Source organism: Aestuariibacter sp. A3R04 (genome assembly GCF_018860805.1).
GTDB lineage: Bacteria > Pseudomonadota > Gammaproteobacteria > Enterobacterales > Alteromonadaceae > Alteromonas.
In genome coordinates this window covers 356422-372574 of sequence record NZ_JAHKQR010000002.1, presented here as the reverse complement: position 1 = coordinate 372574, position 16153 = coordinate 356422, and the positions used below count along the sequence as shown (strand labels likewise).

The window sequence follows — 16153 nt, the reverse complement described above, 5'->3', positions numbered from 1 at the left end:
TCAGTGCTGTTAGTAAGGTAGTAGAGTGAAAATTGCAATGATAGCCGCCATGGCAAACAATAGGGTCATTGGTGCTGATAATGACATGCCTTGGCACCTTCCGGCCGACTTGAAGCACTTTAAAGCTGTAACGCTGGGTAAACCTGTCATTATGGGCAGACGTACTTTTGCATCAATTGGTAGGTTACTTCCAGGACGACCTAATATCATCATTACTCGCCAGCAGTTCCATGGTTTACCCGACGAGGCTTACGTAGTTGCGTCCCCTGAAGAAGCAATAGAGAAAGCTGCAAGCTTGGTCAATGGCAGTGACGAGGTGATGATAATTGGCGGCGGCAAAATTTACTCGGCGTTTCTTCCGCGGGCTGATGTGCTTTATTTGACGCACATTGATCTCACTGTTGAGGGCGATACGCAATTTCCTGATTATCAGGCTGCGGGCATTTGGGAATGTGTGTGGACGTCTTCTCACGGCGCTGACGAGAAAAACCCATATTCGTATAAGTTTGAAAAACTTCAGCGCCAGTAAATTTTGCCAAAAAAAAGCCATGTTGATAGTACATGGCTTTTAGTTATATAAGGCTGGAAATTTATTCACCCATTTGGTCGAACATACTTTCCAGCGTTAACCCTTGGTGGCCAAGCATATCTTTTAACCGGCGAAGCGCTTCTACCTGTATTTGGCGCACGCGTTCACGAGTAAGACCAATCTCGGCACCAACGTCTTCCAATGTAGATGGTTCATAGCCCAGTAAACCGAAACGTCTGGCCAGAACTTCGCGCTGCTTGGCGTTTAACTCTTCAAGCCACTTTACAATATTGGCTTTCATGTCGTTGTCCTGAAGGTTGTCTTCAGGGCCGCAGTCGTTACTATCGGAAAGAATATCCAACAGAGCTTTGTCATTCTCACCGCCAATGGGGGTGTCGACTGAGGTTATGCGCTCATTCAAACGAAGCATGCGGCTAACTTCACTTACGGGCTTATCTAACTCAGCAGCAATTTCTTCTGCCGTGGGTTCGTGGTCGAGTTTTTGTGATAGCTCCCGAGCACAACGCAAATAAACATTTAACTCTTTCACAACGTGAATGGGAAGCCGGATAGTGCGGGTTTGATTCATAATGGCCCGCTCAATGGTTTGCCTTATCCACCATGTTGCATAGGTTGAAAAGCGAAAGCCCCGTTCAGGATCGAACTTTTCCACAGCGCGGATGAGACCAAGGTTACCCTCTTCAATAAGATCAAGCAGTGCCAGACCCCGATTGTTATAGCGGCGCGCTATTTTTACAACCAGTCTTAAGTTAGACACGATCATTCGTTTTCTGGAAGGTTCACAGCCTTTCAACGCTCGTCTTGCAAAATAGACTTCTTCTTCCGCTGAAAGCAGAGGGGAAAAGCCGATTTCACCGAGATACAGTTGAGTGGCGTCTAGGTTTTTGGGTTGGTCTTCCTGTGCTAGCACCGCATCATCTGCGGTGTCATCAAGGGTTTCAGTTAAAACTTCACCAGCCTTAGTGCTAACTGGCATGTCCATCTCATCACGATGAGACTTACTATCGATTACAGCGGCTTTTTGTTGACCCACGACTGCATCTCCTGCGTTGTTGGTTACCCTGCGACGTTCTCCTAAATAGCTTTATTATTATTTATTGTTATTATTTTTTGGGCAGATAGCGCAGCGGATCTAACGATTTACCGCGGTATCTCACTTCAAAATGAAGCTTAACTCTGTCGGCACCACTATCTCCCATAGTGGCAATTTGCTGACCGCCTGATACCCATTGTTGTTCTTTCACCCTGAACTCGTCGTTGTGTGCGTATGCACTGAGCAACGCGTCGGTATGCTTGATAATTATCAGGTTACCGTAGCCTCGCAGGGCGTTTCCAACATAAACAACTTTACCATCAGCAGCAGCAAAAATAGGTGAGCCTCTTTGGGCGCTTATATCTATGCCTTTGTTCCCAGATTCGCTATTATCAAATGTTGAAATAATGTTACCACTCGATGGCCAATACCATTTTGACACTTTTTCCGCAAAGCCTCTTCGCGTCGGCTTTTTGGCGTTATCCGTCAATGGTTTGACGACCGTAACTGCTTGGTTGTTAACATTTATTTCACTCTCATCGTACGCCCGGGTTGGGGGGCGGTCAACACTCCTTTTGTCGTAATTTTCCGTGGTCGTACCAGTTTTTTCTTGCACTTTAGGATAAGGCTCTTTTTTAATGTGAGGCTTTTTTTTAACCACTTCCGCGGCATTAAGTTTGAGCGTTTGTCCGGGGAATATTGCGTAAGGTGCTGAAAGGTCATTATAATTCGCTAAGTCCCTATAGTCGTTTCCAGTGTACCAAGCAATAGCGAAAAGGGTATCGCCCTTTTTTACTACGTAAGTATCGTTTACTGACCCCAATTTATTTTTTTCTGGCTGACTATTCAAAAGTGTGACCGGTGCAGGGGCATTTCTGTTACTGCAGCCCGTCAAAATAATGACGAAAAAGACAACAATAAGGGCAAGACTCCTACGCTTCACAAGCATAATTAACCGTGTCTGAGTATAAAATAAGCAACAATGCCTAATGCCACAGTAATCCAACCAAGTATTTCTACGTACTCTCTTAGCTTGGTTTCCATTGCCTTCCCTCCCCATCGCATGAGCGCGGCAACCAGGAAGAATCTGGCGCCCCGTCCTATGGCGGAAGCAACAATAAATGGCAAGAGGGCCATATTTAGCACACCAGCACTAATGGTAAATACTTTATATGGGATGGGGGAAAAACCGGCGAGAAACACAACCCACACACCATATTGCTCAAACCAACCCATTGTCGTATTTAACTTTTGCTCGTAACCGGCTGATACCACAAGGGGTTCTATCCACATCTCAAAGGCAAAGTAACCTAGGGCAAACCCAGCTATGCCACCTAATACTGAGGCAATGGTGGTGAGAGTGGCAAAAAACCAAGCTTTGTGGGGCTGTGACATCGACATGGGAGCGAGCATTACATCCGGGGGGATAGGAAAGAACATGGATTCTGCGAAACTCAGGCCGACGAGATAGCGGCTGGCGTGCCTGTGTCTGGCCCATCGCAACGCCAAATCGTAGCAGGGTTGAAATAGCTTCACTGAAGTTCTCCTGCAACTAAGGGAACGAAGCGGACAGCTTCAATGGTTTCAGATTTAAGTTCGCCGTCTATATTGTCAATACACAAGAGGTTTTGTTGTTCACTCCCCACGGGAATAATTAATCTCCCACCTTCGATGAGTTGGTCACACAAATCTTGGGGTAACGTGGTCGCAGCGGCTGTCACCAGAATTGCGTCGTAGGGGCCTTTGCTGGGCCAACCTTTCCAGCCGTCACCGTGTTTCATGGAAATATTGTGTAGATTCAGATGGTTCATTCTGCGTTTGGCTTGAAACTGCAACGACTTTATCCGCTCCACGGTATAAACGTGGCCAAACAACTGAGCCAGCACCGCGGTCTGGTAGCCTGAGCCAGTGCCTATCTCCAGCACTTTTTGAGGTTTATTTGGGGCCTTTAATAATAGCTCTGTCATTTTGGCCACAATATAAGGCTGGGATATGGTTTGTCCTTGTCCTATAGGCAGAGCCGTATTTTGATACGCCTTGTGCTTCAATGCGTCGGGCAGAAATAAGTCTCTAGGGGTTGCCGCAATCGCAGTCAACACGTTTTGATCTCTTACGCCCTCGCCATATAGCAACTCAGCGAGCATTTCACCTTTTCTTGTTGTTCTCATTGTAGTGAGTGTGTTCCTGTCTGCGGATTTAATTAATGTCTTTGTTCATCCAGTCTTCCATTTCGGCCAGACTGCTATGCGCCGTCATGTCCACGCTCAGCGGGGTGACGGAGCAAAAACCATTTGCAACTGCGTGAAAATCGGTACCTGGGCCAGCTTCCTGTTCAGCGCCCGCAGGGCCATACCAGTATATTTCACGACCAAAGGCATCGGTAGACTTCACCATAGCTTCAGCCCTGTGTCGTTTGCCTTGACGGGTTACCTTGACGCCGGCCAGTTGGTCGTAGGGAATATCAGGGACATTGATATTGAGAATTTGGTTAGACGGCAAGGCATGAGCCTGCAACTTTCTAATTATTTGCAGCACAACCTGGGCGGCGGTGTCAAAGTGCTTCCCATTGTGACTTGCCAAAGACACGGCAATAGCGGGCAGGCCCATGTATCGGCCTTCGGTTGCAGCCGCAACTGTTCCAGAGTAAATGACGTCGTCACCGAGGTTGGGGCCATGGTTAATGCCCGACACCACCAGCTCCGGGTCATCGTCCAAAAAACAATTCACCCCAAGATGAACACAGTCTGATGGTGTGCCATTCACAGAGTAGAAGCCATTGTCCAGTTGCTGAATACGCAGCGGGTCGTGCAGCGATAATGCATTGCTGGCGCCGCTGCAGTTGCGGTCTGGCGCAATTACCGTTACGTCGTGTTGTTCTGAAAGTGTTCTGAACAACACATTTATGCCCTTTGCAAACACGCTGTCGTCGTTACTCAATAAAATTCGCATTAGCTGTCCTTCATACGTTCGGGTTACCGTTGCATCGCTAAATAAAACTAAAAATCTACACACTCGCGAAGCACAGTGGTGGCATAGCAGCCTGAGGGCAAACTAAATTCAACCCTCACTGTATCACCGATATGTTGCCATTCAAGTTGACGGGGCCAAATTTTCACCGGCCTGCGTTCCTGTTTAAGACCAGCGTCCTGCAAAAAATCACAGACTGCTGGAGTGGCTTGTGCGACAGACATCTCCAGCGCCAAGGCTTCTTCGAGGCTGGGCGGTGTGCCTTTCCCCCATAATGCAGCAGTGGGAGCGAGATCTTGTTGCGTGTAACGGGCGGGCAAATCGTCACTGTTATCGTTGATAAAAAAGCTGTTTGATCCGTTTAGCATGAGTGCGTCGCCGGGAAGGAGGGTATCGAGTTTACCCTGTGCTATGCGCTGGCTGACGATCTCGTTAAACAACCAGCTGCGCAGGGCAGATAGGGCCATATTGCGCTTGTTGCGGTTGCGAATAACTTCTCCGTTCAGCATTTTTTCGGCCAATTGAAGATTGCCTCCTTCCTGACGTCGTCCGCTGTCGTCCAGGCGAACCATGCCAAAACGCTGTTCACCAAAGTAATTGGGAACACCTTCAGACGCGGCACGTTTTAAATTATCTACCAGGCGTTCAGGGTCAGATACCTGCCTTAGGGCAATGGCAAACCGATTTCCTTGCAGTTGCCCTGTACGAAGCTTTTTATTGTGGCGGTGATGGCCAAGAATTTTAACGCCTTCGCAATCAAAGGATGAAAAGTCAAAATTTGCCGCCCCCGGTGCGTGCAGACTAAACCACTGTTGGGTTACCGCGTACTTGTCCTTACGCCCCGCATAGGTAACCTGCCTGAGCGGCAAGCCTGTGTATCTGGCGAGTTGCTCTGCTACCCAGGCTGTATTGGCCAGTTTCTTTTCTACCCAGAGATATTGGTGCTCGCCTTCGCCGCAGGTGTCATACCCCAGTTCCTCAGTCACCCTGAAATCTTCTGGTGTTTGCTTTAAAATTGCCGAAGGGCGGTTATTGTCGTTACTGGCATAGCGCCAGTTTGAAGAAGACAGCATTAAGACTGATCCTTTGTGATTAGCACGACTGCATGGGCGGCAATACCTTCTTTGCGGCCGGCGAATCCCAGTTTTTCTGTCGTTGTTGCTTTTACATTAATCGCACTGATGTCGCACTGGCAGTCTTCTGCCAGACGTGTGCGCATTGTGGCTATGTGCGGAGCCATTTTCGGTGCTTGAGCAACAATAGTCATATCTGCATTGCCAAGTACATATCCGTCTTTTTGCAATAAGCCAATAACATGGCGAAGTAAACCTCGGCTGTCGGCGCCTGAAAATTCGTCATCAGTATCCGGGAAGTGCTTACCAATATCGCCCATGGCCGCCGCTCCCAGTAACGCATCGCATAATGCGTGGATTAGCACATCACCGTCAGAGTGGGCTAATAAACCCTGTTCATAGTCAATACTGACACCACCTACGACAATGGGGCCATGCCCACCGAATTTGTGAACATCGAAACCGTGGCCTATTCGCATTGCTTACCTCTGTTTAGTTAACTGCTGAAAATAAAATGCCGCTAGCGGCATGTCAGCAGGATGAGTAATTTTAATGTTAGCCGGATTGCTGTCTATCAGGGCCACACGATATCCCGCAGCCTCCATGGCAGAGGCTTCATCGGTAATTGCTACTTCACCGTCGGCACAGCGCATTAAGGCGGCCTTTAACGCGCCAGCTTTGAACAGTTGCGGAGTCAGTGCGTGCCACAGGTTGTCTCTGCTTTCCGTGTGAGAAACTTCAGTGGTACCGTCCAACGCCCGTTTCATCGTGTCTCTTACTGGTGTGGCAAGAATACCTCCGGCTACGTCAGCGCGGTTTTGTACGCAAAGCAACTTGTCGATATCACTGTGGCTGACACAGGGGCGGGCAGCATCGTGAACCATCGCCCAGGTATCATCCTGCAGCGTGGTGATTCCAGCCAGTACTGAATCTGCCCGGGTCTCGCCTCCATTTACTACCGTGAGCCAGTGTGCTTTTGCAATGTCTAGCGTTACAAAATATGGGTCGTCGGGATTGATCGACACCACCACTTTGTCCACCGCAGGATGGCTGTATAGCGTATGCAATGTGTGTTCAAGAATGGTTTTCCCTGCAAGGGTCAGATATTGCTTGGGTTTATCAGCCTGCATCCGGCTGCCAATACCTGCTGCCGGTACAACGGCAACAACGGATTGTTCTGACATAGCTATTATTCGTTTTCTGCTGGAAGAATGCGGTAAAAAGTTTCGCCTTTTTTGATAAGGCCTAGTTCGTTACGTGCGCGTTCTTCAATGGATTCAAGGCCAATTTTTAAGTCGTTGATATCGGCTTTTAACAAGTCATTGCGCTGGATAAGGTTGGCGTTTTGCATGGCTTGTTGCTCCACTTCGTCCTCGAGCTTGAGGTAATCGGGGATAGAATTTTTACCAAACCACAAGCGGTACTGGAGCAACCCCAGTAAAATTACCAGTACAATAGTAACCCATTTATCCTGCCACACAGTCTTTACCTGTTTTTCTGTCTGTTGTTTATTATGCCCACTCAAAGCCCACGGGTCTACTGACCGCGTCGGCTTTTCAAATTATAGACGTCGAAGGTGCAAAACCGTTCGCCATCACATTCATTATTTTCAGCGCATATTTTATTAGCGACAGAGAGGTATATTGTGTAGCATCCGCCGCAAACGACAGCAGCGCTGATCTTTCCTGCTCAGCGCTGCTATAAACCATCAGAGTTTACACAATTTTGCCGCCAGTTTTGCGACTTCACTTGCTATTTGAACAGGTCTGGTGCAACGTGCGGTCAAACGTTAATCAATCAGGTAAATACCAGCAAACTAACTGAAGAAGGTGTCAATGCTCAGTCACGACGATCTCAATACTCTGTCGTCTATCCGTCAGCGGATACGCGACCACTATCGCATCGATGAGTCTACTGCTATCGATCAGATTCTCCCCATTGCTGAAGTGAATCCCCGAGCCAGAAGCCGGGCCTGGGAGCGCGCCCGAAAGATGGTATTACAGATCAGAAGGGAGCAGGAAGGTCACGGTGGGGTTGATGCCTTACTCAATGAATATTCTTTATCTACCTCCGAAGGCGTTGTACTCATGTGCCTCGCGGAAGCGTTACTCAGGGTCCCGGATAAGGCTACTCAGGATGAACTCATTCGCGATAAGTTATCCAAGGGGCAGTGGACGCCGCATTTAGGTAACTCAGATTCCATGTTTGTGAATGCATCAGCGTGGGGATTGTTACTGACGGGAAACATGATTAATTATGCGGATAAGCGTCGCAAAGAACAGTTCGGGCTGTTAAAGCAAACACTGGGTCGGTTGGGGGAACCTGTTATTCGCCGTGCCATGAATATTGCCATGCGTGTAATGGGCCGACAGTTCGTGATGGGCGAGACCATCGATGATGCGGTTGAGCGGGCCAAAGAAAAAGAAACCAAAGGCTATGTTTATTCCTATGACATGCTGGGCGAAGGCGCGCGTACCATGAAGGACGCTAACCGCTACTATGACGCTTACGTCAATGCTATTCACGTCATCGGCAAGGCAGCAGCAGGCCGAGGCCCTAAACGTTCACCGGGTATTTCGGTGAAGTTATCGGCTATTCACCCCCGTTACGAGTTTTTGCACGCCAAGCGTGTGATGGAAGAAATTCCACCTAAACTCAAAGCCTTGTGCATGATGGCGAAAGAATATGATATTGGTCTGACGGTAGATGCCGAAGAAGCAGATCGCCTCGATATTTCTCTGGATGTTATTGAGGCCGTGTTCCGCGATCCAGACCTCATTGGCTGGACGGGTTTTGGCCTGGCGGTGCAAGCGTATCAAAAACGCAGTATTCACGTTATCGAGTGGTTGCGGACGCTGACTCTTGAGGTGGGGCGCTCCATGATGGTGCGTCTGGTAAAAGGCGCGTATTGGGATACGGAAATTAAACTTACCCAGCAGGCTGGGGTAGATGGTTTTCCCGTGTTTACCCGAAAATCATCGACGGATGTATCCTACCACGCCTGCGCAAACCGCCTGCTGGATTACAGAGATACCATCTACCCACAGTTTGCCACCCACAACGCCTACACGGCATCAGTAATTATTGAGTTGGCGGGGGAAGACAAGGAAGGTTTTGAATTCCAGTGTCTCCATGGAATGGGCGACACCTTATACGACCAGGTCGTTACTGAGGAAAAAATACAATGTCGTGTGTATGCGCCGGTAGGTGAACACGAAGATCTTCTGGCGTATCTGGTCCGACGATTACTCGAAAATGGTGCAAATTCATCATTCGTAAATGCTATTGTGGACGATGAAAAACCAGTGGAATCACTGCTCGAAGATCCAGTGGAAAAAACCCAGCGCCTTAAAGTTCGCTACAATAAGCAAATTAGTTCCCCCCGCGACTTGTACGCACCGGAAAGGGACAACTCCCGGGGGCTGGATCTCACTGATGTCAATGCGGTGAATGCGTTGCAGCACGAATTGGCTCGTTGGAAAAACACCTATTCTGTGATTGACGGTGCTTTGCCTGAGGGCTGCGCGGCGGTGAAAAATCCGGCCAATACAATGGATGTGGTGGGATACCATCACTACGCTTGCCCTGATGATATGACCGTTGCTCTGGAGAGAGCTCACTATGGCTTTGCTGCTTGGTCAAAGCGTTCTGTCGATGAACGCGCAGACATCCTCGAGCGAACGGCCAGTGCTTTAGAGCGCCACATGGGAGAGCTTATTGCCATCTGTATCCGCGAAGCAGGTAAGGTAACCCAAGACAGTATTGATGAAGTGCGTGAAGCGGTAGATTTCTGCCGTTATTACGCCGTTCGCGCCCGCGAACTGGATGAAGATCAACGCTTCCTGCCCCGTGGCGTGGTGCTTTGTATAAGCCCTTGGAACTTCCCGTTAGCCATCTTTATGGGTCAGGTGGCAGCCGCTTTGGTTACCGGCAATACTGTGGTGGCGAAGCCGGCTGAACAAACCAGTATTATCGCCAAACGGGCTGTAGAAATTATGCATACCGTGGGGTTACCAGAAGACGCGCTGCAACTCATCATCGCGCCGGGTAAGCACGTTGGCAGTACCCTGTTACCAGATGAGCGCATCAAAGCGGTGATGTTTACCGGCTCGACCCAGACCGGTACCTTGATTTCTCAGTTGCTAGCGGAACGGGGCGGAGAGCAAGTGCCTCTCATTGCCGAAACCGGTGGGCAGAATTGTATGATTGTCGACTCTACTGCGTTACCTGAACAGGTGGTAGATGATGTGATCCATTCTGGTTTCCAGAGCGCCGGACAGCGTTGTTCTGCCTTGCGCGTTCTTTTTGTTCAACAAGACATTGCCGATGACCTCATCGATATGCTCACAGGTGCAATGAAGGAGTTGGCAATAGGTGATCCGGCCTTGTTGAGCACCGACGTAGGCCCAGTTATCGACGGGAAGGCCTTTAATAGTCTAAGGGAACACGAGAAATACATGGAAACCCATGGCACCTTGCTGTATCGCGCCCAGGTTCCAAAGGAATATGAAGATGGCTATTTCTTCCCGCCGACACTATACGAAATTGACGATATTAATGTGTTGAAGCGGGAAGTATTTGGGCCAGTGGTTCATGTTATTCGCTTCAACGGCAAAGCAATCGATGGCGTGATAGACCAAATTAATGGCACTGGTTTTGGTTTGACCATGGGCGTGCACTCGCGTATTGAAGAGCGAGCCAACGAACTGGCGGCGCGCAGTCGCGCGGGAAATGTTTATATTAACCGCAACATGATTGGTGCCATTGTAGGTGTGCAGCCCTTTGGCGGACGTGGATTGTCAGGTACCGGCCCCAAAGCCGGCGGACCGAATTATTTGCGTCGTTTAATGCAGGAGCGAGCGACACCAAAACCGTCTCAGGTGGATGATTTGGACAACCTGGACGCCGCCTTGAGCGGTGAAAAACAAGATAAAGAAGCCGCTATTCGCCTGATGGATAAAGGTGTGAGCGTAGAGTCAAAATGGCGGCACACACCGCTGAACGACCGTATCTCAATGGTACGTCAATTACTGGCGAAACTGGCGAAAGAAGACATTGTGGATGAACTGGCAGACGATTTGAACCGCACTCTGGCTACATCGCGGCAGCAGTTGACCAGTGTGGAGCGCAAGTTATCCAAGCCCAAACAGTTACCAGGGCCTACGGGGGAGTCGAACAAGCTGTATCTCGAACCTCGTGGCGTGTTGGTGTGTTTTGCCGACAAAGGCGTAACTTTTGAATACTGGACCTTGTCTATTGTTACTGCACTGGCAACTGGCAACGTGGTGGTGTCGGTCGTATCCGATCTTTTCTATGAAGAGGCGCTGGCCTTCCAGAAGAACTTCAATGAAACTGGTGCGGCTGAAGGTGTATTCCAGGTAGCGAGATTGAGTCATTTGAATGATCTGCTAATGCATGAGCATCTCGCAGGAGTGGTTGTTGATTCGAATACAGAGAGAACCGCTCAAATTACCGCCATGTTATCTTCCCGTGAGGGAGCGATATTGCCGGTAATTACTGCTGAGTATAATGACAACCTCATTCAGCGCCTGGTAACCGAAAAGACAATCAGTATTGATACAACAGCTTCAGGTGGGAATACGTCGTTGATGACCCTAATCGAAGACGACGAGTAATCCAGAATAACCAACCCGTCACATTTTTTGAGACGGGTTGGTTTACACAAATACTTCTACGGTTTGTTCTAACGCCGCAGTGAAGACTTACATCCACTCGTCATTGCGTCTGCGCTTGCGCGGCAGGAAAGTTAAAATGACGCCTAGCAGCACGCCTCCACCAGCGACAATGCCACCCCAGGTAAACCACTTAATCATTTCGTCTTTGCTTTGGGCGCCGAGTTGTTCCGTAAGGCTTTTGATTTCCCGTTCCTGCGCGCCTGTACTTTTTTTCAATGAGGCCAATTCCTGCTGAGTTGAGCTCAACTGTTGCTTTAAGCGCGTATTCTCTGTTTGCAGGCCCTGTGCATTTGCTTCACTGTCTGCCAGGCGTTGAGTGAGAAGAGGGAGTTGCTCTGCTCGCGACATGGTATCGCTGATAAAACGAGTTTCTACCCACCCGGTGCGGTCTTCGTTGTCCTTCACTTGCGTAAATTCTGCTTCTGAATCTGTATCTAACACAGTAACTGGCGCGCCGGCGCCAATAGAGCCGAGGATGCGGTAATTTCTGCCCGGTCCTGCGTGAAGGAAGACGAAAAGGTCGTCGCGGATATAATTTGCTGAAGATGCGCTTTGCTGCAGTGATTCCTCAATGGAATCTTGCTGCCCAAAAACGTGAAAAGATAGACCAATCAGTGCGATTGTCAGCCACTTTCGTAACATAATGCGTCCGTTATAGTGATAAAAACTCTGTGATGGTATGGGCTGCTCACCAGAAAGGCAAGCGCACGCTTCGTGCTTCGACCTGAAACATTGGCTGCAGTTCCGTTAACACGCATAAAAACCACGGATTTCAATGTTGTTCCATTGCTAAAAAAGGTAGACAAAGGTATTGTGTCATTCATACTTTCCCATCATTTTCCACGGATTCTATGTCGGAAATTGAAATAAAATTTGTCACCCGAGAACGCCCACTCGCGCCGTTTATCTCCAGTGTGCTGCCTGCCATTGAAAAAGCAGGTTACCAGATAAGCCGGGAGCCTGAGGTGCGTTTGCAAAACGATTACTACGACACGCCTGAACATCACTTTCAAAATGAAAAGATGGGCTTTCGCGTGCGTGGTTGTAACGGCGTCTTTGAGCAGACCATGAAGACCCATGGCAAGGTGAGTGGCGGGCTGCATCAACGAGCGGAATACAATATAGATTTGGTTAGCGCGGAGCCCGATCTTACGCTGTTTGACAAAAATGTGTGGCCGTCGGGGTGGCACGTCGAACAGGTAAACCGCCAGCTAGAAAGACAATTCAGTACTCATTTTGTGCGCACAGCCTTTAATATCACCCTGGATAGCGACAGTATTGAAGTGGTGGTAGATGAAGGGGAAGCAACAACGGGGAAGAACAGTGCTCCCATACGTGAAGTGGAGCTGGAACTCAAAGCCGGCTCGGTAGCGTCGCTGTTTACCCTGGCAAAGATAATTGCCAGACACACACCTGTCAGGCTAAGTGATGTGTCTAAAGCCGCACAGGGCTATCAGTTGCTCAGCGGGATTTCTCCGGTAGTGGTGCCTTTGTCGTCTTTTTTACCGCTGCAACAACAGGAAACAACGGAAGCCGCTTTTTGTTCAGCCGTACAGCATGCCTTGTCTCACTGGCAAAAGCACGAGCACTTATTTTACGAAACAGGTTCAGTGAAAGTGCTCGCTGAGATAGTCAAATGCGCGCGCTTACTGATGCAAACTGTCTCACTTTACCTGCCGGTGTTGCAATGCCCGCAATTACTAGCGGTACACCAGTTATTAATGGCATATATGCAGGACTGGCTGTGGCAGGATGATTTACAGTCTTTGCGCTATTTACTGTCTAAAAAAAGCTTGTTCAACAAGTGTTTGAGCAAGTTTCCGGCGTTAATTAGTTATTTGCAGGGGCGCAAGGCGGGCTTGATCCACGCTCACGATCCCGAGTCGCTGTTTTTTAGTGGGCAAAGCAATGAGCTTAAACTGGCGCTGGCAGAAATTGTCGCCGCAAAACCTTGGCGTTCTCACTCCAAGGCTTATGATGTGCCGGTGATGGAACACGCTCAGGGCTGGCTTTCTCAGGGCTGGCAAACAGTTCAGCAAACCCTGCCGAAGAGCCGTAATATGACACCGGAAAACTACATTGCCATAGAAGTGTTGTTGCGCCAGACGTTGTGGAACGGCTACTTGCTGGCAGGGCTGTTCGATGAAGAACGTCATCATTTTCGCGCTCCGTGGCTGGATATCCTGACAGGAATTGACGAGATGAAAGCGCTGCTGATGTTACGCGCCATGGCTAACGAGTCTGAACTGGATGACATCGGCGAAGTACTCACGTGGGTGGAAGAGAAACTCGCAAGTCTCATGCGCGTAATGGAGCGTACCCGACAGGCGGGAATGCAGGGCGATATCTACTGGTGATACCAGACACTGTTCATCTTCACAGGGAAAAGGAGTAAAGGTTAAATGTTGCATCGCTATACACTGGCTGTACTTGCTGCGTGTTACTGTTTCTTACTGGTAAAGTGCATTGTGGAGCGAAAGCGAATTATTGCTGTGGAGTGGGTGCTGGCTGCGCTGATCTGCTGGCCTTTTATTCTGGTCGATGAAGTTATGCGTGCTTTTAATGTCGAGGTCGGCGCATTAACCGGCCTGACGGTTTTCGTGCCCTTATTATGCCTGTCTTTTGCCTATCGATGTGTGAAAAACATGGTCATTGACAGCCCTCCTGCATCTAAGTTTTTGCTTTGGGTACCGGTGGGCCTGGCCTTGGTTTGCCAAGTTCCAGTGCTATTTATTCCGCAAAGTGAACGGCTGGCTTGGCTTTCTGCTTCACCGGTGGGCCATCCAATAGAAAACTGGGATATTTATCTGGCCTACATGATCACCGGGTTTGGTATGTTGATAATCGGTATTCTCATTACAGAGCTAGTACAAAACTACCATCGACATTTGCCCTGTCAGGTGGTGGAGGTGCAGGAATACAGGTTGCGCTGGGTTGGTGGTGCTATGGGTATTACAGTGGGCCTGTCGTTTTGTTGCATTCTGCTGATGACCGCCGGCGCATTTGGCTTCTTCAACATCGTATTCTGGCAATCTTTGTATACGGTGCTCTTTGCCGTCGCCATGTTGCAAGTTTTAATTGCCTTAGTCAGGCCACAAAACGTGTCACCGTCGCCTTTGGATTACGTGCGCCTTGATGAGCTCAAGGCCGAGCCAGGTGTAATGCGTGAAGTGCTGATGCGGGCAGAACGCACAATGATCGAGAAAAAAGCCTACAAAATTCCGGCTCTTACTCTTAAACACTTTGCCCGGGATTGCGGGGTTGACCCAACAATTCTCATTATCGCGTTGCGTCTGCTGGAGAAAAAAGATTTTCGCCAGTTTGTGTACAAGTATCGTCTTGACTATGCCAAGAATGTGCTACTGCACACCGATGCGGATATAGCTGTTGTGGCAAAGCGCCTTGGTTTGAACTCAGAGAAGTTCCTCGGCGAGGTACTGGTTCGACACATGCGAAAGTCTCAACGCCATCAACAGTCGTCTTAGGTGTTGCCACTTACTCAGGTTAATACTATTAGCCGAACTGCCGCTGCAACAAACCATGCGTAAATGACGTTCTCAGGTAGAAACCTCGTGGCCGGGTTTTTATTTTCTTGCCATCCGGGTCTAATGCATCGGTAAGTACTTGTCCGCTGGCGGCTTTGGGGCGAATGTGCAGTGCTTCACCCAAGCGGGCTGTAATGGTTTCCGATTGACCAAGGGTTATGAGCTCCGTGAGTTCTTCCCAATCTTTTTGCAGTAAAGCGTCTTCTTCTGCACTGGGGTGCCAGAAAAATGCAGTGGCTACCCGTCTGTTCGACAGTGGAATTTGTCGGTCTCCTTCCAGCGGAACCCACAATACCCGCTGCAGCTTATTTCTTACGTTCGAAGTTTCCCATGTGACACCTGGCTGATTTATGAGCGGCGCATAGCAAACATAGGTGGTTTCTAACGGCGAGAAGTGTTTGTCGATTGGAATGGTTTTCAGCTCAATTCCCAGTTCGGGAAAATCCTGTTGCGGTTTGGATCCTGCCGTTGCACCAAGCCATCTTTCAATGAGCATGCCCGGCCAGCCCTTGTGTCGCTTGAGGTTCTCAGGTGCAACTACGCCCGCAAAATGGGCGAGTTCACCCAAAGAAAGCCCGGCGATTTGATGGCTTCGTCGCAGTAATTCATCCTCATTTGAGGGCGGTAGTGTTGGCGGCTGCAAAGGCTACTCCTGCTAATATTCGACGAATTCGTATTAATGCTTTGAAAGGGCTATAGTTTATGGAAGAATGCAGAAATAGAAAAGTTTATCGTGCCCGGGAGTCTATGTGATAGATGCCGACGGATTCCGTGCGAATGTGGGCATAGTGATTTGCAACAAAATGGGTCAGGTGTTTTGGGCAAGACGTTATGGTCAACATTCATGGCAGTTTCCACAAGGCGGAATTGATGAAGGGGAAACTGCAGAACAAGCTATGTACAGGGAGTTGCACGAAGAAGTAGGGTTAACAAAAAAGGATGTTACTATCCTGGGGGTTACCCGCAACTGGTTGCGATACAAATTGCCAAAGCGGTTAATACGCCAGGGTAGTTCACCGGTGTGCATAGGACAAAAGCAAAAGTGGTTTTTACTTCAGCTTGACTGCCAGGAGAAAGATGTCGACGTGCTCAATAGCGGGCATCCGGAATTTGATGACTGGCGATGGGTGAGTTATTGGTATCCCATCCGCAATGTCGTGTCTTTTAAACGCGATGTATATCGCAAAGTGATGAAAGAATTTGCAGGCGTGGCAATGCCGGCTGGTCAGCGTCCGCAATCGACAGGTTCCGGTAAGCGCAACCGCAAGCGCAGACGCAACGGCTAATAC

General features: G+C 49.1%; 16 protein-coding genes. 5 read left to right on the top strand and 11 right to left on the bottom strand.

The features are described 5' to 3' along the window. Positions 1–25 precede the first annotated feature (25 nt). Positions 26–529, top strand: a complete 504-nt coding sequence (gene folA / locus KO518_RS04875; RefSeq protein WP_371742242.1) for a type 3 dihydrofolate reductase — start codon at positions 26–28, stop codon at positions 527–529. A gap of 61 nt (positions 530–590) precedes the next feature. On the opposite strand, the gene rpoS is transcribed toward folA, so the two are convergent. From rpoS to ftsB, 9 genes are all read right to left on the bottom strand, one after another. Further along, positions 591–1532, bottom strand: coding sequence for an RNA polymerase sigma factor RpoS (rpoS, locus tag KO518_RS04870; protein WP_216024737.1), 942 nt, complete (start codon positions 1530–1532; stop codon positions 591–593). 121 nt (positions 1533–1653) lie between these two features. After that, a complete protein-coding gene (locus KO518_RS04865) occupies positions 1654–2532 on the bottom strand; it encodes a peptidoglycan DD-metalloendopeptidase family protein (RefSeq protein WP_216024706.1) in 879 nt (292 codons plus the stop codon). 2 nt (positions 2533–2534) lie between these two features. Continuing rightward, complete coding sequence (locus KO518_RS04860; protein ID WP_216024705.1) at positions 2535–3119, bottom strand: YqaA family protein; 585 nt, start codon at positions 3117–3119, stop codon at positions 2535–2537. Further along, the gene (locus KO518_RS04855; protein ID WP_216024704.1) at positions 3116–3751 is read right to left on the bottom strand and encodes a protein-L-isoaspartate(D-aspartate) O-methyltransferase; all 636 of its coding nucleotides are present in this window, start codon (positions 3749–3751) and stop codon (positions 3116–3118) included. Before KO518_RS04855 ends, KO518_RS04860 begins: the two co-directional genes overlap by 4 nt. A gap of 28 nt (positions 3752–3779) precedes the next feature. Then, on the bottom strand, positions 3780–4532 hold the full coding sequence (gene surE, locus KO518_RS04850; protein WP_216024703.1) for a 5'/3'-nucleotidase SurE: 753 nt from the start codon (positions 4530–4532) through the stop codon (positions 3780–3782). A 47-nt stretch (positions 4533–4579) separates the two neighbouring features. Then, positions 4580–5623, bottom strand: coding sequence for a tRNA pseudouridine(13) synthase TruD (gene truD / locus KO518_RS04845; protein ID WP_216024702.1), 1044 nt, complete (start codon positions 5621–5623; stop codon positions 4580–4582). Continuing rightward, complete coding sequence (gene ispF / locus KO518_RS04840; protein ID WP_216024701.1) at positions 5623–6102, bottom strand: 2-C-methyl-D-erythritol 2,4-cyclodiphosphate synthase; 480 nt, start codon at positions 6100–6102, stop codon at positions 5623–5625. The genes truD and ispF overlap by 1 nt, the downstream gene beginning before the upstream one ends. Before the next feature lie 3 nt (positions 6103–6105). Beyond that, the gene (gene ispD / locus KO518_RS04835) at positions 6106–6807 is read right to left on the bottom strand and encodes a 2-C-methyl-D-erythritol 4-phosphate cytidylyltransferase (protein ID WP_216024700.1); all 702 of its coding nucleotides are present in this window, start codon (positions 6805–6807) and stop codon (positions 6106–6108) included. A gap of 5 nt (positions 6808–6812) precedes the next feature. Continuing rightward, entirely contained in the window at positions 6813–7103 is a 291-nt protein-coding gene (gene ftsB / locus KO518_RS04830) for a cell division protein FtsB (RefSeq protein ID WP_216024699.1), read from the bottom strand. A 355-nt stretch (positions 7104–7458) separates the two neighbouring features. On the opposite strand from ftsB, the gene putA reads away from it, so the two are divergent. Then, positions 7459–11259, top strand: a complete 3801-nt coding sequence (putA, locus tag KO518_RS04825; protein WP_216024698.1) for a bifunctional proline dehydrogenase/L-glutamate gamma-semialdehyde dehydrogenase PutA — start codon at positions 7459–7461, stop codon at positions 11257–11259. Between the two features lie 87 nt (positions 11260–11346). Here putA and KO518_RS04820 read toward each other — a convergent pair whose 3' ends face one another. After that, complete coding sequence (locus KO518_RS04820) at positions 11347–11961, bottom strand: TIGR04211 family SH3 domain-containing protein (protein WP_216024697.1); 615 nt, start codon at positions 11959–11961, stop codon at positions 11347–11349. A 209-nt stretch (positions 11962–12170) separates the two neighbouring features. Here KO518_RS04820 and KO518_RS04815 point away from each other — a divergent pair, with 209 nt between their 5' ends. Beyond that, on the top strand, positions 12171–13676 hold the full coding sequence (locus tag KO518_RS04815; protein WP_216024696.1) for an inorganic triphosphatase: 1506 nt from the start codon (positions 12171–12173) through the stop codon (positions 13674–13676). A 45-nt stretch (positions 13677–13721) separates the two neighbouring features. After that, positions 13722–14804, top strand: coding sequence for an AraC family transcriptional regulator (locus KO518_RS04810; protein ID WP_216024695.1), 1083 nt, complete (start codon positions 13722–13724; stop codon positions 14802–14804). 28 nt (positions 14805–14832) lie between these two features. Here KO518_RS04810 and mutH read toward each other — a convergent pair whose 3' ends face one another. Further along, the gene (gene mutH / locus KO518_RS04805; protein WP_216024694.1) at positions 14833–15507 is read right to left on the bottom strand and encodes a DNA mismatch repair endonuclease MutH; all 675 of its coding nucleotides are present in this window, start codon (positions 15505–15507) and stop codon (positions 14833–14835) included. Between the two features lie 106 nt (positions 15508–15613). Here mutH and rppH point away from each other — a divergent pair, with 106 nt between their 5' ends. Further along, positions 15614–16150 carry an RNA pyrophosphohydrolase gene (rppH, locus tag KO518_RS04800; RefSeq protein WP_216024693.1) on the top strand — a complete coding sequence of 179 codons (537 nt, stop codon included), beginning with the start codon at positions 15614–15616 and terminating at the stop codon, positions 16148–16150. Positions 16151–16153: the final 3 nt, after the last annotated feature.